Annotated in this window: 15 protein-coding genes; 9 read left to right on the plus strand and 6 right to left on the minus strand. The window is 70.9% G+C overall.

Translation table 11 applies throughout. The features are described from left to right. Positions 1–71 precede the first annotated feature (71 nt). The 4 genes from ABIC28_RS18125 to ABIC28_RS18140 all read left to right on the plus strand — a co-directional run bounded on the left by ABIC28_RS18125 (position 72) and on the right by ABIC28_RS18140 (position 3908). On the plus strand, positions 72–1529 hold the full coding sequence (locus tag ABIC28_RS18125) for a lipase maturation factor family protein (protein WP_097209729.1): 1458 nt from the start codon (positions 72–74) through the stop codon (positions 1527–1529). A gap of 26 nt (positions 1530–1555) precedes the next feature. Continuing rightward, on the plus strand, positions 1556–1942 hold the full coding sequence (locus ABIC28_RS18130; protein WP_097209730.1) for an RNA-binding S4 domain-containing protein: 387 nt from the start codon (positions 1556–1558) through the stop codon (positions 1940–1942). Between the two features lie 121 nt (positions 1943–2063). Continuing rightward, positions 2064–2933: a hypothetical protein gene (locus tag ABIC28_RS18135; RefSeq protein WP_354580155.1), complete on the plus strand. Its 870-nt coding sequence runs from the start codon at positions 2064–2066 to the stop codon at positions 2931–2933. 126 nt (positions 2934–3059) lie between these two features. Beyond that, positions 3060–3908 (plus strand): hypothetical protein, encoded by an 849-nt coding sequence (locus tag ABIC28_RS18140; protein WP_143548362.1) that lies wholly within the window; start codon positions 3060–3062, stop codon positions 3906–3908. A 77-nt stretch (positions 3909–3985) separates the two neighbouring features. On the opposite strand, the gene ABIC28_RS18145 is transcribed toward ABIC28_RS18140, so the two are convergent. Both ABIC28_RS18145 and cobN read right to left on the minus strand, forming a co-directional pair. Then, entirely contained in the window at positions 3986–4366 is a 381-nt protein-coding gene (locus tag ABIC28_RS18145; RefSeq protein WP_097209733.1) for a PPOX class F420-dependent oxidoreductase, read from the minus strand. Positions 4367–4395: 29 nt separating this feature from the next. Next, positions 4396–8001, minus strand: coding sequence for a cobaltochelatase subunit CobN (gene cobN / locus ABIC28_RS18150; RefSeq protein ID WP_097209734.1), 3606 nt, complete (start codon positions 7999–8001; stop codon positions 4396–4398). 191 nt (positions 8002–8192) lie between these two features. Between cobN and cobG the strand changes: the two genes are divergently transcribed. The 5 genes from cobG to ABIC28_RS18175 all read left to right on the plus strand — a co-directional run bounded on the left by cobG (position 8193) and on the right by ABIC28_RS18175 (position 13124). Beyond that, positions 8193–9347, plus strand: coding sequence for a precorrin-3B synthase (gene cobG / locus ABIC28_RS18155; protein ID WP_097209735.1), 1155 nt, complete (start codon positions 8193–8195; stop codon positions 9345–9347). 18 nt (positions 9348–9365) lie between these two features. After that, complete coding sequence (locus tag ABIC28_RS18160; RefSeq protein WP_097209736.1) at positions 9366–9989, plus strand: precorrin-8X methylmutase; 624 nt, start codon at positions 9366–9368, stop codon at positions 9987–9989. Continuing rightward, positions 9989–11506 carry a precorrin-3B C(17)-methyltransferase gene (gene cobJ, locus ABIC28_RS18165; RefSeq protein ID WP_097209737.1) on the plus strand — a complete coding sequence of 506 codons (1518 nt, stop codon included), beginning with the start codon at positions 9989–9991 and terminating at the stop codon, positions 11504–11506. The genes ABIC28_RS18160 and cobJ overlap by 1 nt, the downstream gene beginning before the upstream one ends. 17 nt (positions 11507–11523) lie before the next feature. Beyond that, positions 11524–12330, plus strand: a complete 807-nt coding sequence (locus ABIC28_RS18170; RefSeq protein ID WP_097209738.1) for a CPBP family intramembrane glutamic endopeptidase — start codon at positions 11524–11526, stop codon at positions 12328–12330. Positions 12331–12452: 122 nt separating this feature from the next. Beyond that, positions 12453–13124 carry a TetR/AcrR family transcriptional regulator gene (locus ABIC28_RS18175; RefSeq protein ID WP_097209739.1) on the plus strand — a complete coding sequence of 224 codons (672 nt, stop codon included), beginning with the start codon at positions 12453–12455 and terminating at the stop codon, positions 13122–13124. Here ABIC28_RS18175 and ABIC28_RS18180 read toward each other — a convergent pair. The 4 genes from ABIC28_RS18180 to dprE2 are packed head-to-tail and all read right to left on the minus strand — an operon-like array spanning position 13104 to position 16562. Then, positions 13104–13853 (minus strand): cobalt-precorrin-6A reductase, encoded by a 750-nt coding sequence (locus ABIC28_RS18180; RefSeq protein ID WP_097209740.1) that lies wholly within the window; start codon positions 13851–13853, stop codon positions 13104–13106. The genes ABIC28_RS18175 and ABIC28_RS18180 overlap by 21 nt on opposite strands. After that, positions 13853–14602 carry a precorrin-4 C(11)-methyltransferase gene (gene cobM / locus ABIC28_RS18185; protein WP_097209741.1) on the minus strand — a complete coding sequence of 250 codons (750 nt, stop codon included), beginning with the start codon at positions 14600–14602 and terminating at the stop codon, positions 13853–13855. The genes ABIC28_RS18180 and cobM overlap by 1 nt, the downstream gene beginning before the upstream one ends. Beyond that, positions 14599–15828, minus strand: coding sequence for a precorrin-6y C5,15-methyltransferase (decarboxylating) subunit CbiE (gene cbiE, locus ABIC28_RS18190; protein ID WP_097209742.1), 1230 nt, complete (start codon positions 15826–15828; stop codon positions 14599–14601). Before cbiE ends, cobM begins: the two co-directional genes overlap by 4 nt. Beyond that, positions 15825–16562 carry a decaprenylphospho-beta-D-erythro-pentofuranosid-2-ulose 2-reductase gene (gene dprE2, locus ABIC28_RS18195; protein ID WP_097209743.1) on the minus strand — a complete coding sequence of 246 codons (738 nt, stop codon included), beginning with the start codon at positions 16560–16562 and terminating at the stop codon, positions 15825–15827. The genes cbiE and dprE2 overlap by 4 nt, the downstream gene beginning before the upstream one ends. Positions 16563–16578: the final 16 nt, after the last annotated feature.

Here is a 16578-nt window from a genome sequence, read left to right on the forward strand (position 1 = left end):
GCCATCGGGGGTATCGAGGAGTAACGTCCGGCAGAGGCGGGAATCCCCCGCGATCGCCCCAGGCGGCGACGGTGGACTGGTTCAACGCGGATGGCTATTGGCTCGGGCGGCTGCTCTTCACGGAAGGCCTCGCCGCCATCTACCTGACCGCGTTTCTCGTGGCAGTCAACCAGTTCCGGGCCCTGATCGGCAGCAACGGGATGCTCCCCGTCCCCGACCATCTGGCGACGGCATCGTTCCGGCGGTCACCGAGCCTGTTCCACCTGTACTACTCCGATCGGTTCTTCGCTGCCGTTGCGTGGACCGGGGCCGGGCTGGCGGCACTCGGCGTGCTGGGTGTCACCGCCCGGCTCCCGCTGCCCGCGCACATGCTGGTGTGGTTCGCGATGTGGCTGCTGTACCTGTCGATCGTCAACGTCGGCCAGGTCTGGTACGGGTTCGGCTGGGAGTCGCTGCTGCTCGAGGTCGGTTTCCTGGCCGTCTTCCTTGGCAACGCCGACACCGCGCCACCGTTGGCCATCCTGCTGTTACTGCGGTGGTTGCTGTTCCGGCTCGAATTCGGCGCCGGGATGATCAAGATCCGCGGGGACTCCTGCTGGCGCGACCTGACCTGCCTGTACTACCACCACGAGACGCAGCCGATGCCGGGACCGCTGAGCTGGTATTTCCACCGACTCCCCCGGCCGCTGCACCGGGTCGAGGTCGCGGGCAATCACCTGGCGCAGCTGGTGATGCCCTTCGGACTGTTCGCCCCGCAACCGGTCGCCGCGATCGCGGCGGGCTTGATGATCGTGACGCAGCTGTGGCTGGTGGCCAGCGGCAACTTCGCGTGGCTGAACTGGCTCGCCCTGGTGCTGGCGGTGTCGGTGCTGCCGGACAGCGTGCTCGGCGTGGTCCTGCCGATCGGCACACCCGCCGAGACCGGGACCACCCCGCCTGCCTTCGTGGTCGTGGTGATCGCGGTGACCGCCCTGGTCCTCGTGCTCAGCTACTGGCCGGCGCGCAACCTGGCCTCGCACAGCCAACTGATGAATGCCTCGTTCAATGCCTGGCACCTGGTCAACACCTACGGCGCGTTCGGCCACGTCACCCGGATCCGGTACGAGGTGATCGTGGAGGGCACCGAGGCCGCGCACCTCACCCCCGACGCGGTCTGGCGGGAGTACGAGTTCAAGGGCAAGCCGGGAGACCTCCGGCGGCGGCCCCGCCAGTTCGCTCCGTACCACCTGCGCCTCGACTGGCTGATGTGGTTCGCCGCGATCTCTCCCGGCTACGCCAGGGGGTGGTTCGTCGCGTTCGCCGAGAAACTGCTCCAGAACGACGCCGCGACGCTGGCGCTGATCCGGCACAACCCGTTTGCGGAGTCGCCGCCCACCTTCGTGCGGGCGCGCCTGTTCCGCTACCGGTTCAGCACCCGGCGGGAGCGCCGAGACAGCGGCGTGTGGTGGCACCGGACCCCGGTCTCGGACTACCTGCCGCCCGTCCGGCTGGCGGTCGGGCCTGCGGGCGACGGAGCGAATCGGGGCTGAACGGTCCGCTCGGTACCCTGGACGGCATGTCGAGCGGGGAAGCCACCAGCGTGCGGGTGGACAGCTGGGCGTGGTCCGTGCGCCTGTTCAAGACGCGCTCCGCCGCGGCCGCCGCGTGCCGGGCAGGCCACGTGCGGGTGAACGGGGTGTCGGCCAAACCCGCGCAGCCGGTGCAGATGGACGACGAGGTGCGGGTCCGCGTCGCGGGCACCGAACGGATAGTCGTGGTGGCCAGGCTCATCCGCAAGCGGGTCGGGGCGCCCGAGGCCGCGCTGTGCGTGATCGACAGGACACCTCCTCCGCCGCCGCGTGAGGAACTGATCGCCCTGCCGCGCCGGGATCGTGGATCCGGTCGACCCACCAAACATGAACGGCGCGAGCTCAATAGGCTGCGCGGCTTCAACGACGACTGACTTTCAGGCGCCCGCGGAATCATCTCACCCATTCTCGATATGCGGCGCGAAATCTCGTGCCATGCTTCCCCCCGCCGGTGGCGACCGCCACCGAATCGGCGTGATCTCGGAGGAGCAATCGATGATGGGTCGGGTTCGACAGGGTTCGGTGTGGGGGCACCGTGCGGTGAAGGTTGCCGCGGCAATGGGGCTTACCGCGGCGTGCGCGTCGGCGGGCCTGATCAGCGCGGGCGGGGCATCCGCGACCGTCTTCTGTGCCACCGAGATCGGGCACACCACGTGCTCCTATGACAGCTACGGCCCCCACGAGTACTTCGTCGATGTGCCGGCAGGCATCACCTCGGTGAAGGTGACCGCGAACGGTGCCAACGGTGGCGGATTTCGGGGTGGACGCGGCGGCGTGGTCACCGCCGACCTCCCCGTGACGCCAGGGCAGCGGCTCTACATCATGGTGGGCAACGGCGGCGGGTCGGGATTGAACCCGGGCGGCGGGTTCGCCGCGGTCGCAACGGAATCTGCCGAGGGCAGCTGGACCGCCGGCATGAACTCACGCCTGCTGGTTGCGCCCGGTGGCGGTGGCGGCGGCGCGGGTGTGGGCGGTGACGCGGGCGCCGCGGCGCCCGGCGCCGGAGGCGGACAAGCCGGTACCGATACCGCGGGGGGCACGGCCGGCATCGGCGGCACCGACGGTGCGTTCGGCACCGGTGGCGCGGGCGGTCTGGTCGGCTCGGGCGGTGGCGGCGGCTACTTCGGTGGTGGTGGCGGGTTGAACGGCGGCGGCGGATCCTTCCTGGTCCCGGCCGGTGGCAGCACCGCGCTCGCCCCGGCAGGCGCTTCCGTCACGCGGGTCGTCGTCGAGTTCGACTCGTCCTATGTGGGCGCCAGTGGCAGCTCCGACAGCGGCAGCGGCTCCGGCAGCGCGGGAAGCTCCGACTCCGGCAGCGCGGGCAGCTCCGGCGGCTCGGGAAGCGTGGGTAGCTCCGCGTCCTGACGCGGGGTGTAAACCCAGCGTCCAGTTCGCTGCGTCAATGTGCCCACCTCGCGTCCGGGAACATGGCATGCTTCCAGCGCCGGTGGCGATCGCCCCGGATCGATTAGGACTCTGCGAGGTTTGTTGATGCAAGGGCGTGTGTGGGCGGCGGGCTCGATGGGGATGCGGCGAACCGTGGGACTGGCCGCGACGGTGGGTATGACGGCAGCCGTCGCGGCCGCGGTCACCGGCGGTACCGGCGTTGCCGCCGCCGGCGACAAGATCGTGGGATGCGCGCAGTCGGGGATTCTCGTCAACTGCATGGTCAACGTCGAAGGCGAGCATGTCCTCGACATCCCCGCCGGCGTGACCTCGGTGACGGTGACCGCGATCGGTGAGGCAGGCAAGGGCGGGGTCGGCGCAGGCGGGCTCGGCGGTCGTGTCACCGCGGACCTCCCCGTTACCCCGGGATCGAAGCTGTACATCCTCGTCGGTGAGGGTGGCGGTTCCGGTGGCGGCTTCTCCGGAACCGCCACCGAGTCGATCAAGCAGGACCGGGAGAAGGGCCTGCGCTCCCGCACGCTCGTCGCTCCCGGCGGGGGTGCGGGAAGCCTCGGGGCAGGCGGCAATGCAGGCGTCTCCGCGGCGGGTGCCGCGGGCGGCAAGGCAGGCACCGCGACCGCGGGCGGTGCGGGCGGCACCGGATCTCCGTCCGGCGCGGCAGGCGTGCTCGGTGACGGTGGCGCGGGTGCCGACTCCGGCGGTGCCGGCGGCGCCGGCTACTTCGGTGGTGGCGGCGGCGCCGCGGGCGCCGGTGGCGGCGGCGGGTCCTTCCTGGTCCCCTCCGGTGGCAGCGAAAAGCTCGCCGCCGCAGGCGAGGAGGCGAAGGTGACGCTCCGGTTCAACTCGCTCAACCCGATCATCCCGATCCCCGGACTCCCCGATCTCAGCCAGTTCGGCAGCGCAGATCTGGGTGGCTCATCCTTCGGTAGCTGACCGATCACCTCAGAAGTCCGAGGCCCGCACCGGCGAATCGCCGGTGCGGGCCTCGTCCTTCTTGTGTCGACCGGCGATCAGGGTGTGGTGACGGCCAGGCCGATTGTGCCGGTCTTACCGCGGCGCAGCAGGCTGCCCTTGACCGTGAGCCAGCCGAGGATCCCGTACTTGCGGGTGATGACCTCGCGGGCGTGCTCCGTCCCGGCGTCGTCCAGCACCACCGCGGTCGCCTCGATCGCGTCACCCTTTTGATTGCCGCGCACGTCGCAGGGCGCGACCGTCACCTGCGGGTTCCGACGGATCCGCTTGACCTTCCAGGAGTCGGTGACCGTCCACAGCAGCAGGCGGTCGCCGTCGAGCGCCGCCCACAGCGGGGTCGGGACCGCCGAGCCGTCCTTGCGGAAGGTGGTCAGCAGGACGTACTTGGCGGCACCGATCTCGCTCAGCGTGGGGCTCATGGGCATCAGCCTAGGGGCAACCGGCCCGACTACTCCCCCTCGAGCTCACCTTCGGTCTCCAGGTAGACCTGTCGCAGCCCGTCCAGCGTCTGCTGTTCCGGCTGCTCCCACATGTCGCGCTCGGCGGCCTCGAGCAGCCGCTCCGCGATCCCGTGCAGGGCCCAGGGATTGGACTCGGTCATGAACTTGCGATTCTGCTCGTCCAGCACGTAGGTCTCGGCAAGCTTCTCGTACATCCAGTCCGCGACGACGTTGGTCGTGGCGTCGTACCCGAACAAATAGTCGACGGTCGCGGCCATCTCGAAGGCGCCCTTGTAGCCGTGCCTGCGCATCGCCTCGAGCCAGCGCGGGTTGACCACCCGCGCGCGGAACACCCGGGCGGTCTCCTCCGACAGCGTGCGGGTGCGGACGGCCTCGGGGCGGGTGCTGTCGCCGATGTAGGCCTCCGGCGACTTCCCGGTCAGCGCGCGGACGGTGGCGACCATGCCGCCGTGGTACTGGAAGTAGTCGTCGGAGTCGGCGATGTCGTGCTCTCGGGTGTCGGTGTTCTTGGCTGCCACCGCGATTCGCCGGTAGGCGGTGCGCATGTCGTCGGAGGCGGGCGCGCCGTCGAGGCCTCGGCCGTAGGCGTAGCCGCCCCAGGTCGTGTACACCTCGGCGAGGTCGGAGTCGTTGCGCCAGCTCTTCGAGTCGATCAGCTGCAGCAGGCCCGCGCCGTAGGTGCCAGGCTTGGACCCGAAGATGCGGGTGGTGGCCCGGCGGTCGTCACCGTGCTCGGCCAGGTCCGCCTGCGCATGGGCGCGGATGTAGTTGCTCTCGGCGGGCTCGTCCACGGCAGCGACCATCCGGACCGCGTCGTCGAGCAGCGCCAGCACGTGCGGGAAGGCATCCCGGAAAAAGCCGCTGATCCGGACGGTCACATCCACGCGGGGCCTGCCCAGCTCCTCCAGCGAGATGACCTCCAGGCTGGTGACGCGGCGCGACGCCTCGTCCCAGACCGGCCGGACACCCAGCAGGGCAAAAACTTCCGCGATGTCGTCGCCGGAGGTGCGCATCGCGGAGGTGCCCCAGACGGACAGCCCGACGGAGCGCGGGTACTCGCCGTGGTCGGCCAGGTAGCGGGCAAGCAGCGACTCGGCCATCGCCTGACCGGTCTCCCATGCCAGCCGCGACGGCACCGCCTTCGGATCCACCGAGTAGAAGTTGCGGCCGGTGGGCAGCACGTTGACCAGACCGCGCAGCGGCGACCCGCTGGGCCCGGCGGCGATGAACCGGCCGTCGAGCGCGCGCAGCACCTGGGCGATCTCGCCTGCGGTCTGCCGCAGCCGAGGCACCACCTCCGCCGCCGCGAACTCCAGTACGGCCACCACCTGTTCGCCGTGGTCGGCGCCGATCCGTGCCGCGGCGGCCGGGGCCCAGTCAGCGGCCTGCAGGTCCGCTACCAGCCGGTGCGCGATCTCCTCGATGGCGTCGACCTTGGTGCGGGCCTCGTCGCCGTCCTCGCTCAGCCCCAGCGCCTCGCGCAGGCCGGGGACGGTGCGTTCGCCGCCCCACATCTGCCGGGCCCGCAGGATCGCGAGCACCAGCTCGACCTCCGCGTCGCCCTCGGGTGCCTTGCCGAGGATGTGCAGCCCGTCGCGGATCTGTACGTCCTTGATCTCGCACAGCCAGCCGTCGACGTGCAGCAGCATGTCGTCGAAGACGTCCTCGTCCGGGCGCTCCGCGAGGCCCAGGTCGTGGTCCATCTTCGCCGCACGCATCAGCGTCCAGATCTGCTGGCGGATCGCGGGCAGCTTCGCCGGGTCGAGCGCCGAGATGTTGGAGTGCTCGTCGAGCAGCTGCTCGAGGCGCGAGATGTCGCCGTAGCTCTCGGCGCGGGCCATCGGTGGGATCAGGTGGTCGACCAGGGTCGCGTGGGCGCGGCGCTTGGCCTGGGTGCCCTCGCCCGGATCGTTCACCAGGAACGGGTAGATCAGCGGCAGCTCGCCGAGCGCGGCGTCGGTGCCGCAGGACGCGGACATGCCGAGCGTCTTGCCGGGCAGCCACTCCAGGTTCCCGTGCTTGCCCAGGTGTACCACCGCGTCCGCGCCGAAGCCGCCCTCGTCCTGACGGGCGGCCAGCCAACGGTAGGCGGCGAGGTAGTGATGGCTCGGCGGCAGATCCGGATCGTGATAGATGGCAACGGGATTCTCGCCGAAGCCGCGGGGCGGCTGCACCATCAGGACCACGTTGCCGACCGGCATCGCGGCGATGACGATCTCGCCGTCGGGGTCGGACGACCGGTCCACGTACAGCTCGCCCGGCGCAGCGCCCCAGTGCTTCTCGACGCCTTCGCGCAGGTCCTGCGGCAGCGTGGCGAACCACTGCCGGTACCGCGCCGCGGAGATGCGGATCGGGTTGCCCTCGAGCTGCTCCGCCGTCAGCCAGTCCGGGTCCTGCCCGCCCGCCGCGATGAGCGCATGGATCAGGGCGTCGCCGTCGCCTGCCGCCAGACCGGGCAGCGCGTCGTCTCCGTCGAGCGGCCCGAGGTCGTATCCGGCAGCGCGCATCTCGGTGAGCAGCGCGATCGCGCTGGCCGGGGTGTCCAGGCCGACGGCGTTGCCGATACGGGCGTGCTTGGTGGGATAGGCGGAGAGCATCAGCGCGATCCGCTTCTCCGCGAGGGGGATGTGCCGCAGCCGGGCGTGCCGCACCGCGATGCCGGCGACCCGGGCCGCCCGCTCGGGGTCGGGCACATACGCGGTGAGGCCGTCGGCGTCGATCTCCTTGAACGAGAAGGGAACCGTGATCAGCCGGCCGTCGAACTCGGGCACCGCGACCTGCGTCGCCACGTCCATCGGCGAGAGGCCGTCGTCATTGGACTCCCAGGCCTCGCGGCTGCTGGTCAGGCACAGGCCCTGCAGGATGGGCACGTCGAGCGCGGCCAGTTCGGTGACATCCCAGGCCTCGTCGTCCTCCCCCGCCGATGCGCCCGCGGGCTTGGTGCCGCCCGCCGCGAGGACGGTCACGACCATCGCGTCGACGGTGCCGAGCGTCGTCAGCAGCTCCGGCTCGGCCGTGCGCAGCGAGGCGCAGAAGAGGGGCAGCGCGTTGGCGCCTGCGGCCTCGATTGCGCGGCACAGCGCCTCGACGTACTCGGTGTTGCCTGCCAGATGCTGGGCGCGGTAGTAGAGCACCGCGATGGTGGGGCCGTCGATCTCCGCGACCGCGCCCCGCTCCAGGTGACCCCAGGTGGGGGTGTGCACCGGCGGCTCGAATCCGTACCCGGTGAGCAGCACGGTGTCGGTGAGGAAATGGTGCAACTGGAGCAGGTTCTGCGGGCCGCCCTCGGCCAGGTACGAATGCGCCTCGGCGGACACGCCGCCCGGCACCGTCGAGTGCTCCATCAGCTCGGCATCCGGGGCGAGCTCGCCGCCGAGCACCACCGTCGGCAGGCCTGCGGCGAGGACGGCGTCGAGCCCGTCCTCCCAGGCGCGGCGGCCACCGAGGATGCGCACGACCACCAGCTCGACCCCCTCGAGCAGACCGGGCAGGTCGTCCACCAGGAGCCGGGACGGGTTCGCCCAGCGGTACTCCGCGCCGCTGGCACGGGCGCTGAGCAGGTCGGTGTCGGACGTCGACAGCAGCAGGATCACGGTGAGGCCTCCTCGGGGTTTTCGCGCCCCATCGGTTCGGAACGGCAGCGGCGGAGGGTCTGGCTCCCCGGTGCCCGCGGGCAGGCGGTCGGGTGACAGTGGCGCGACCGCACCGGATTCCCACCGGTTTCCTCTCGAGCTGCCGCAAGCGCCGCTGATGCTACCGGTGCAGGGACGTAACCTTGGAGACGATGTCCGCTGAACCGAACACCCCCGACCGTTCCCGCCCCGACGCCTGCCCCGGAGCCCTCCAGGTACACCAGGCGGCGGACGGCGCGCTGGCCCGGGTGCGGCTGCCCGGCGGTTTCCTCGAACCCGGTCAGCTGCAGGCGCTGGCCGAGGCGTCCCGCGAACTCGCGGCAGGTGAGCTGGAGCTGACCTCGCGCGGCAATGTGCAGCTGCGCGCGGTCACCGACCCCGACCGGTTCGCCGAGCGGCTGGCCGAGATCGGCCTGCTGCCCTCGGCCACCCACGAACGGGTGCGAAACATCCTCGCCAGTCCCCTGTCCGGGCGGATCGGTGGGCTGGTCGACGTGCGCGACTGGGTGCGCGAACTCGACCGCGGCCTCTGCGCCGACCCGGTGCTGGCGCAGCTGCCGGGACGGGTGATGTTCTCCCTCGACGACGGCCGTGGCGACGTCTCGGGGCTGTCCGCGGACCTCGGGCTACATGCCGTCGGCGCCGACGAGGTCACCCTGGTCCTGGCCGGCCGCGACTCCGGCGCCCGGATCCCCGCGGCCGACGGGGTGTCGGTGCTGCTCGAGGCCGCCCGACACCTGCTGGAGATCCGGGGGGAGCAGTGGCGGCTGCACGAGATCGACGGCGGTCCCGAGCGGATCCTCGCCGGTCTCGGCCTGCGGGCCACGGTGGAGCCCGTCGACGTGACAGGTGACGGGGCCGGACCGATCGGCTGGCTCGATCACGGCGACGGTGGCGTCACCCTGGCCGCCGGCCTCGCACTGGGAGCGATCCCCGCGCGCACCGCAGAGTTCCTGGCCGCGGTCGGCAAGCCCCTTGTCGTGACGCCCTGGCGATCGGTGCTGCTGTGCGACCTCGACGAATGGACCGCGGAGCAGGTCGTGCGGGTGCTCGCGCCGATGGGCCTGATCTTCGACGCCGCCTCGCCCTGGCTGCAGGTCAGTGCCTGCACGGGAAGCCCCGGCTGCGCCAAGTCCCTTGCCGATGTCCGCGGCGACCTCGGTGCGGCGGTGGCGGCCGGGGAGCTGCCGGTGGAGGGCAGGCAGCACTGGGTGGGCTGCGACCGCAAATGCGGCAGGCCCCGCGGGGAGGTAGCCGACGTGGTGGCCACCGGCGACGGCTACCGGGTGGACCGACGGCCGCGCTGACCCCATATCGTGTGGCGCATGACCGACTACATCCGCGACGGCGCCGAGATCTACCGTCAGTCCTTCGCCACCATCAGGGCCGAAGCTGACCTGGGCCGGTTCCCGGCGGACGTATCGCAGGTGGTGGTGCGGATGATCCACGCGTCGGGACAGGTCGACCTGGTCGACGACATCGCGTTCACCCCCGGCGTCGTCGAGTCCGCCCGTGCCGCGCTGCGGGCCGGCGCACCGATCCTGTGTGACGCGACCATGGTCGCCGCGGGGGTCACCCGCAAGCGGCTGCCCGCGAACAACGAGGTGCTGTGCGCCCTGGCAGATCCCCGGGTCCCCGTGATCGCCGAGCAGCTGGGCAACACCCGATCCGCCGCCGCGCTCGAGCTGTGGGGCGACAAGCTGGACGGCGCGGTTGTCGCGATCGGCAACGCCCCGACCGCGCTGTTCCACCTGCTCGACATGATCGATCAGGGCGCACCGCGCCCGGCCGCGATCGTGGGTGGACCGGTGGGGTTCATCGGCGCCGCCGAGTCCAAGGACGAGCTGATCGCCCGCGGCGGCTCCGAGTACCTGGTCGTCCGTGGCCGCCGCGGCGGCAGCGCGATCACCGCGGCCGCGCTCAACGCCATCGCCAGCGAGGTGGAGTGATGGTGGATCACGTCACCCCCGGCAAGCTCTGGGGCATCGGGCTCGGCCCGGGCGATCCGGAGCTGGTGACGGTGAAGGCGGCCCGGATCATCGCCGAGGCCGACGTCATCGCGTTCCACAGCGCCAGGCACGGCCGCAGCATCTCGCGCGCCGTCGCGCAGCCCTACATGCGGGACGGCCAGATCGAGGAACACCTGGTCTACCCGGTCACCACCGAGACGGTCGATCACCCCGGCGGCTACCAGGGCGCGATCGACGAGTTCTACGCGGTGGCCGCGGAGCGGTTGGCGAAGCATCTCGAGTCGGGTCGGACGGTGGCGCTGCTGGCGGCCGGCGACCCACTCTTCTACAGCTCGTACATGCACATGCACAAGCGGTTGCAGGACCGGTTCGAGGCGGAGGTGATCCCGGGCGTCACCTCGATCAGCGCGGCCTCCGCCGCGCTCGGCACTCCCCTCGTCGAGCGCGACGAGATCCTCACCGTGCTGCCGGGAACCCTTCCCGTCGAGGAGCTGACCAGGAGGTTGCGGGAGACCGATTCGGCCGCGATCCTCAAGCTCGGCCGCACCTTTCCCGCCGTGCGGCAGGCGCTCACCGATTCCGGCCGGCTCGCCGAGGCGAGCTACGTCGAACGGGCCAGCACCCCCAAACAGCGGGTGATCGCGGCCGCCGACGTGGACGAGTCGCAGGTGCCCTACTTCTCGATCGCACTGGTGCCGAGTCCGTCGAACAACGGGGCCGCGGCGGATCGGGCCGCGGCGACAGGTCCGTCGACGGGTTACGTCACCGTGGTCGGGCTCGGGCCAGGCGACGAGGCATGGACCACCCCCGAGGTGCGCGCGGAGCTGGCTCGCGCGACCGACGTCGTCGGGTACACCACCTATGTCAACCGGGTGCCCGTGATCGACGGCCAGAACCGGCACGCGAGCGACAACAAGGTCGAATCCGAGCGTGCGGCAATGGCGTTGGACCTGGCCAAGCGCGGAGCGCGGGTGGTCGTGGTGTCCTCCGGTGACCCCGGCGTGTTCGCGATGGCCGCCGCGGTGATCGAGATGGCCGCCGAGGACCAGTGGTCCGGCGTCCCGGTCCGGGTGCTGCCCGGCATGACCGCGGCCAACGCCGTCGCGAGCCGCGTCGGTGCCCCGCTCGGTCACGACTACGCGGTGATCTCGCTCTCCGATCGGCTCAAGCCGTGGGACATCGTCGCCAAGCGGATCTCCGCGGTGGCCGCGGCGGACATGGCGATAGCCGTGTACAACCCGGCCTCGCGCTCGCGCACCTGGCAGGTGGGCGCGATGCGGGACCTGCTGCTCGAGCATCGCGATCCCGCGACTCCGGTCATCATCGGCCGTGACGTCGCGGGTCCGCAGGAGAGCGTTCGGATCGTCACCCTCGGTGAGCTCGACCCGTCCGAGATCGACATGCGCTGCCTGCTGATCATCGGCTCCTCGCTGACCACCGTGGTCAAGGGCGCCGAGGGCACGATGGTGTTCACGCCTCGCCGCTACCCGGCCTGAGATCCGATAAGTAGCGAATGAGTTCTTCGAACGCACACGTGCAGCCTGCCCACGAGTCGATGCCGCCGACCGAGCGGTTCGGCCGACTGATCGAGCGTCGCGACGACGCCGATTTCCCGTTCTACAACGGTGTCCCCACGGCGCTGTCGATCCGGCAGTGGCTCTTGGTGTGGGCCTCCGTGGTGGTGGGCTTCGCCGCACTGGTACTCATCCCGCAGCCCAACAACGTGGTGGCTCTGATTCCGCGGATTTTGTTCGTCGGCATCCCGCTGGTCGTGCTGGCGACCGTGACGCGAGAGCACTGGCGGGCGCTGTTCCGCAGAGTGCGCGGCCGCGACGTCCTGACGATGATCGGGTTCGCCCTTCTCAATCTGGTCGTCACATTCGCGTTGGCGTTCATCGTCTCGTCCCTCTTCGGTGTGTCCTCCAACGAGGCGATCGACGAGGCGGGCAAGGGCAGCACGCTCGACACCGTCGCGTTCTACGTGGGCACCGGGTTCCAGTTGGTCGGTGAGGAGGTCTTCACCATCCTGCCGTTCCTCGCGGTGCTGTACTTCCTGTTCGCCAAGGCAAAGGTCTCCCGCAAGACCGCGATCGTCCTGGCCTGGCTGCTCAGTTCGGCCTGGTTCGCGGCCGCCCACCTGCCGACCTACGACTGGAACTTCGCCCAGGCGTTCATCATCATCGGCGGGGCCCGGGTGGTGCTGACCCTGGCCTACATCCGCACGAAGAATCTGTGGGTTTCGGCCGGCGCGCACATCATCAACGACTGGACGCTGTTCACCCAGGCCGTCGTGGTCAACGCGGCGCTGATGGCCATCTGAGGCGACGCGATTGCGGCGCCGAACCCGGTTGACGCGGTTGGGATCCCAGACAAACGGACGACACGCGGCGCTCTGTTGGACAATTGTCCAACAGAGTGCCTGTCAAGCGCTAGGATCGCTGAATGGGAAGTAGGCTCACTGGGGATGAGCGGCGCGCCACCTTGGTGATGAGCGCGCTGGAACTGGCCAAACGTGGCGGCATGGACGCCGTCACCATCAGGGCGGTCGCCGCGCACACGGGCGTGTCGATCGGCATGGTCCAGTACTGCTTCGAGAACAAGGAAGAGCTCGTGGTCGCGATGGCCGAGCAACTCGTCCTCGAGCTCAGTGGCTCCGCCCGAATCACGTTCGACACCCTCGCCGACTGGGAGCTACGTGGCCGAGAAGGCCTGTACGCGCTGATCCGAACCGGGCTCGAGTGGGGCTGGCCGGTGATCGAGGCCAACCCGGAGCGTCGACTGCTGACGTACGAGATCATGACCCAGTCACTCCGCCATCGCGCGGCCGGTTTCCCCCGGGCGGGCGCGATCGCCGTTGCCCAACGGGAGCACATGACGGCCGAGGTCGCGGCCTTCATGGACGAATGTGCGCGGGCAACCGGAACCGCGTGGTCCGAACCTGTTTCCGCGATCGCTCGTTTCGGTCTCGCGACCCTGGACGGACTGGTGCTGCGGTGGCTGGTCGATCGCGACACCGAGGGGACCAAAAAGCATCTGGACGCGTTGGCGCGGGCGGTGGCGGACAAGGCGGTCGAGGTTCCCGCCGAGGACGAGTCAGCCGGCGACCGCGAGTAGCCAGAGCTCCGCCTCGTCGACGCCGTCGAACACTGTGACGCCGAGCGGATTCGGCGGCCGACGCACCATCAGGACCGGGATGCCGAGCTCGCGCGCCGCCGTGAGTTTCGCGACTGTCAGGTCGCCCCCGCTGTTCTTGGAGACCAGCACGTCGATGCGGTGCTCTCGCATCAGCGCGGACTCACGGCCGACGTCGAAGGGACCCCGGTCGAGCAGGAGCGTCATCCGGGCCGGTGTCGGGCCTTCCGGCGGATCGATCGCTCGGACCAGGAAGTCGGCGGCCACCGTGGCGAATCGGTCCACGCCCTGCCTGCCGATGGTGAGGAATACCCGGCGGCCCAGCTCCGGCAGCGCGGCCGCGGCAGCCTCGAGCGAGTCCACCTCCAGCCAGCTGTCCCCCGGGCGGGCCGACCACGGTGGCCGTTGCACCACGGCGAACGGGAGTCCCGCCTCGGTCGTGGCTGCGGCGGCGTTGCTCGAGATGCGGGCCGCGAACGGGTGGGTGGCGTCGAGCACGGCACGGATGCCGTTGTCGCGAAGCCAGTCCCGCAGGCCCGTCGCTCCCCCGAAACCGCCGATCCGCACCTCGCCCTCGGGGAGCCTCGGATCGCGGACCCGCCCGGCGAGCGACGAGACGACCTCGACGTCCGCCGCCTCCGACAGCCGGGCCGCCAGGGATCGGGCCTCGGAGGTCCCGCCGAGGATCAGCACGCGCACCGTCGGCGCCATCAGTGGTCGGTTCGACGCCGCGAGGCCGAGTACAGGTAGCTGTCCGGGAATCCCTCGGCGCTCAGCACCCGGCCGACGATGATCACGGCGGTCTTGGTCACCCCGGCCGCGTGTACCTGGGCGGCGATCGAGTCGACCGTCCCCCGCAGGATGATCTCGTCCGGTCGGCTGGCGAATGCGACGACCGCGACCGGGCAGTCTTCGCCATAGGGGGCGCGCAACTCCTCGGCGACCTGATCGATGCGGTGCGCGGCCAGGTGGATGACCAGCGTGGCCCCGCTCGCCCCGAGGGTCGCCAGGTCCTCGCCCGGCGGCATGGCGGTGGACAGCGTCGAGACCCGGGTGAGGACGATCGACTGGGACACCCCAGGGACGGTCAGTTCGCGCCCCAGCGCCGCCGCGGCGGCGGTGAATGCCGGTACCCCGGGCACGATCTCGTAGCCGACGCCCGCCGCGTCGAGGCGGCGCGCCTGTTCGGCGACCGCGCTGTAGATGGACGGGTCGCCTGAGTGCAACCGCGCCACGTCCAGCCCGGCCCGGTCGGCGGCGATGAGGCGGTCGGTGATCTCGTCGAGGCTCAGGCGCGCGGTGTCGACGATCTCCGCGCCCTCGGGGCACATCGCGAGGAGTTCGGCGGGGACCAGGCTGCCCGCGTACAGGCACACGGGGCTCCGGCCGATGATCCGCTGGCCTCGCACCGTGATGAGGTCGGCGGCGCCGGGGCCCGCTCCGATGAAATGGACGGTCACTGGGTTGATTCCTCCTTTGTCGCGATCCACTGGGCAACGGGCAGCTGCGGCCGCCATGCGGTGAACCCGCCGAGCGGCCCGGCCCGATAGACCTGGAACTTGCGCAGCGTGCCGCCGTGCAGCCCGTGCCAACGCAGTACGAGGGTCTCGGATTCCGCGGTCACCGCGTTTACCACCATCCGGCCGCCGGGCGGCAGTCGGTCCCAACAGGTCTCGAACACCCCGGGCGCGGTGACGCCGCCACCGAGGAAGATCGCGTCCGGGGTCGGCGCACCTGCGAGTGCGTCGGGTGCGGAGCCGCGGATCTCGAGCCCGGGCACGCCGAGCCGTCGGGCGTTGGTCGCGATCCGGGCCGCGCGATCGGGATCGCGCTCGAAACCGATTGCACGGCAGCCGGCGTCGGCACGCATCCACTCGATTCCGATGCTGCCCGCTCCGCCGCCGACGTCCCACAGCAGCTCGCCGGGGGCCGGGGCGAGTGCGGACAGGGTCAGGGCCCGGATCTCCTGCTTGGTGAGCTGGCCGTCGGACTCGTAGGCCTCGTCGGGGAGGCCGGGCACGCGGGTCAGTCGCGGTGTCGCGACGCCCCGCACGCAGCGGACCGCGACGACGTTGAGGGGGTCGCCGGTCGGATGATCCCAGCCATCCGCCCGGCCCCGCACGATCTGCTCGCGATCGCCGCCGAGCTGCTCGAGCACGGCGAGTTCACTACCGCCGTAGCCGTTCTCGCGGAGCAGCGCGGCCAGCGCCGTCGGGGTGCCCGCGTCGCGACTGAGAACCAGGAACCGCCGATGGTCGGCCAGTTCCGGGGTGATGACCTCGACGGGCCGGTTCACCAGGCTCACGACAGGGGTCTCGTGCAGCGCCCAGCCGAGCCGGGCGCAGGCCAACGAGGCGGAGGAGGGGTGCGCGATCACCCGCATCCGTTCGGGACCGACGAGGTTCGTGAGGGTCACCCCGATGCCGTGGAACATCGGGTCGCCGCTGGCGAGCACGCACACCCGCCTGCCCTCGTGTTCGGCGAGCAGGCCGGCCAGCGCGGGCACGAGAGGCGACGGCCAGGACACCCGCACTGCGTCCGATCCGTCGTCGCCGTCCGGAACCAGGTCCAACTGGCGCGGCGACCCCATCAGCACCTCTGCGTCGGTGATCGCGCGCTGCGCGTTCGGGGACAGCCCGGACCATCCGTCCGCACCGATGCCGACGACGGTCAGCAGCTCGGTCATCGCGGCATCCGTCGCCAGATACGTTGTGGCACCAGCCGCATCACGAAGATGGCCAGGCGCAGCATGCCGGGGATCCACACGCGCTCGCGGCCCCGGCTCAGCGCCTTGACCACCGCATCCGCGACCTGCCCCGGGGTGCTCGACATCGGTGCCGGGCTCATCCCCTCGGTCATCTTGCCGATGACGAAGCCGGGACGGACCAGCAGCAGACTCACGCCGCTGCCCGCGAGGGCGTCACCGAGCCCGCTCGCGAAGCCGTCGAGCCCGGCCTTGGCCGAGCCGTACACGTAGTTCGCGCGCCGCACCCGGGCGCCCGCGATCGAGGAGAACACGACGATCCGCCCCGATCCCTGCGCACGCAGCAGCTGCGCGAGGTGCGTGAGCACGCCGACCTGCGCGACGAAGTCGGTGTGGATGACGTTCACCGCGTGCTGGGCGTCCGTCTCGGCGCGGGCCTGGTCGCCGAGAATGCCGAAGGCGAGCACCACCACGTCGATCGGGCCGAGCTCGACGATCTCCGACAGCACCCGGGCGTGGTCGGCGAGGCGGTCGGCGTCGAACTCGACGGTCTCGACCGAGGTGGCTCCGGCGGCCAGCACCGCCCGGCGTTCGTCTTCGAGGTCCCCGCTTCGCCTCGCGGCCAGGACGACGGTCCGCCCGGGGGCGAGTCTGGTGGCCAGTTCGAGACCGATCTCGCTGCGGCCCCCGAGGATGACGACTGATCCGACACTCATACCGTCAAGTGTGCTG

The sequence above is a fragment of the Rhodococcus sp. PvR044 genome, assembly GCF_040548995.1.
Lineage (GTDB): Bacteria > Actinomycetota > Actinomycetes > Mycobacteriales > Mycobacteriaceae > Rhodococcus_G > Rhodococcus_G oryzae.

Coding starts and splice junctions, on each gene's coding strand:
- ABIC28_RS18130 (WP_097209730.1), top strand. CDS start 1,556: ATGTCGAGCGGGGAAGCCACCAGCGTGCGGGTGGACAGCTGGGCGTGG.
- ABIC28_RS18135 (WP_354580155.1), top strand. CDS start 2,064: ATGATGGGTCGGGTTCGACAGGGTTCGGTGTGGGGGCACCGTGCGGTG.
- ABIC28_RS18140 (WP_143548362.1), top strand. CDS start 3,060: ATGCAAGGGCGTGTGTGGGCGGCGGGCTCGATGGGGATGCGGCGAACC.
- ABIC28_RS18145 (WP_097209733.1), bottom strand. CDS start 4,366: ATGAGCCCCACGCTGAGCGAGATCGGTGCCGCCAAGTACGTCCTGCTG.
- cobG (WP_097209735.1), top strand. CDS start 8,193: ATGTCCGCTGAACCGAACACCCCCGACCGTTCCCGCCCCGACGCCTGC.
- ABIC28_RS18160 (WP_097209736.1), top strand. CDS start 9,366: ATGACCGACTACATCCGCGACGGCGCCGAGATCTACCGTCAGTCCTTC.
- cobJ (WP_097209737.1), top strand. CDS start 9,989: ATGGTGGATCACGTCACCCCCGGCAAGCTCTGGGGCATCGGGCTCGGC.
- ABIC28_RS18170 (WP_097209738.1), top strand. CDS start 11,524: ATGAGTTCTTCGAACGCACACGTGCAGCCTGCCCACGAGTCGATGCCG.
- ABIC28_RS18175 (WP_097209739.1), top strand. CDS start 12,453: ATGGGAAGTAGGCTCACTGGGGATGAGCGGCGCGCCACCTTGGTGATG.
- ABIC28_RS18180 (WP_097209740.1), bottom strand. CDS start 13,853: ATGGCGCCGACGGTGCGCGTGCTGATCCTCGGCGGGACCTCCGAGGCC.
- cbiE (WP_097209742.1), bottom strand. CDS start 15,828: ATGACCGAGCTGCTGACCGTCGTCGGCATCGGTGCGGACGGATGGTCC.
- dprE2 (WP_097209743.1), bottom strand. CDS start 16,562: ATGAGTGTCGGATCAGTCGTCATCCTCGGGGGCCGCAGCGAGATCGGT.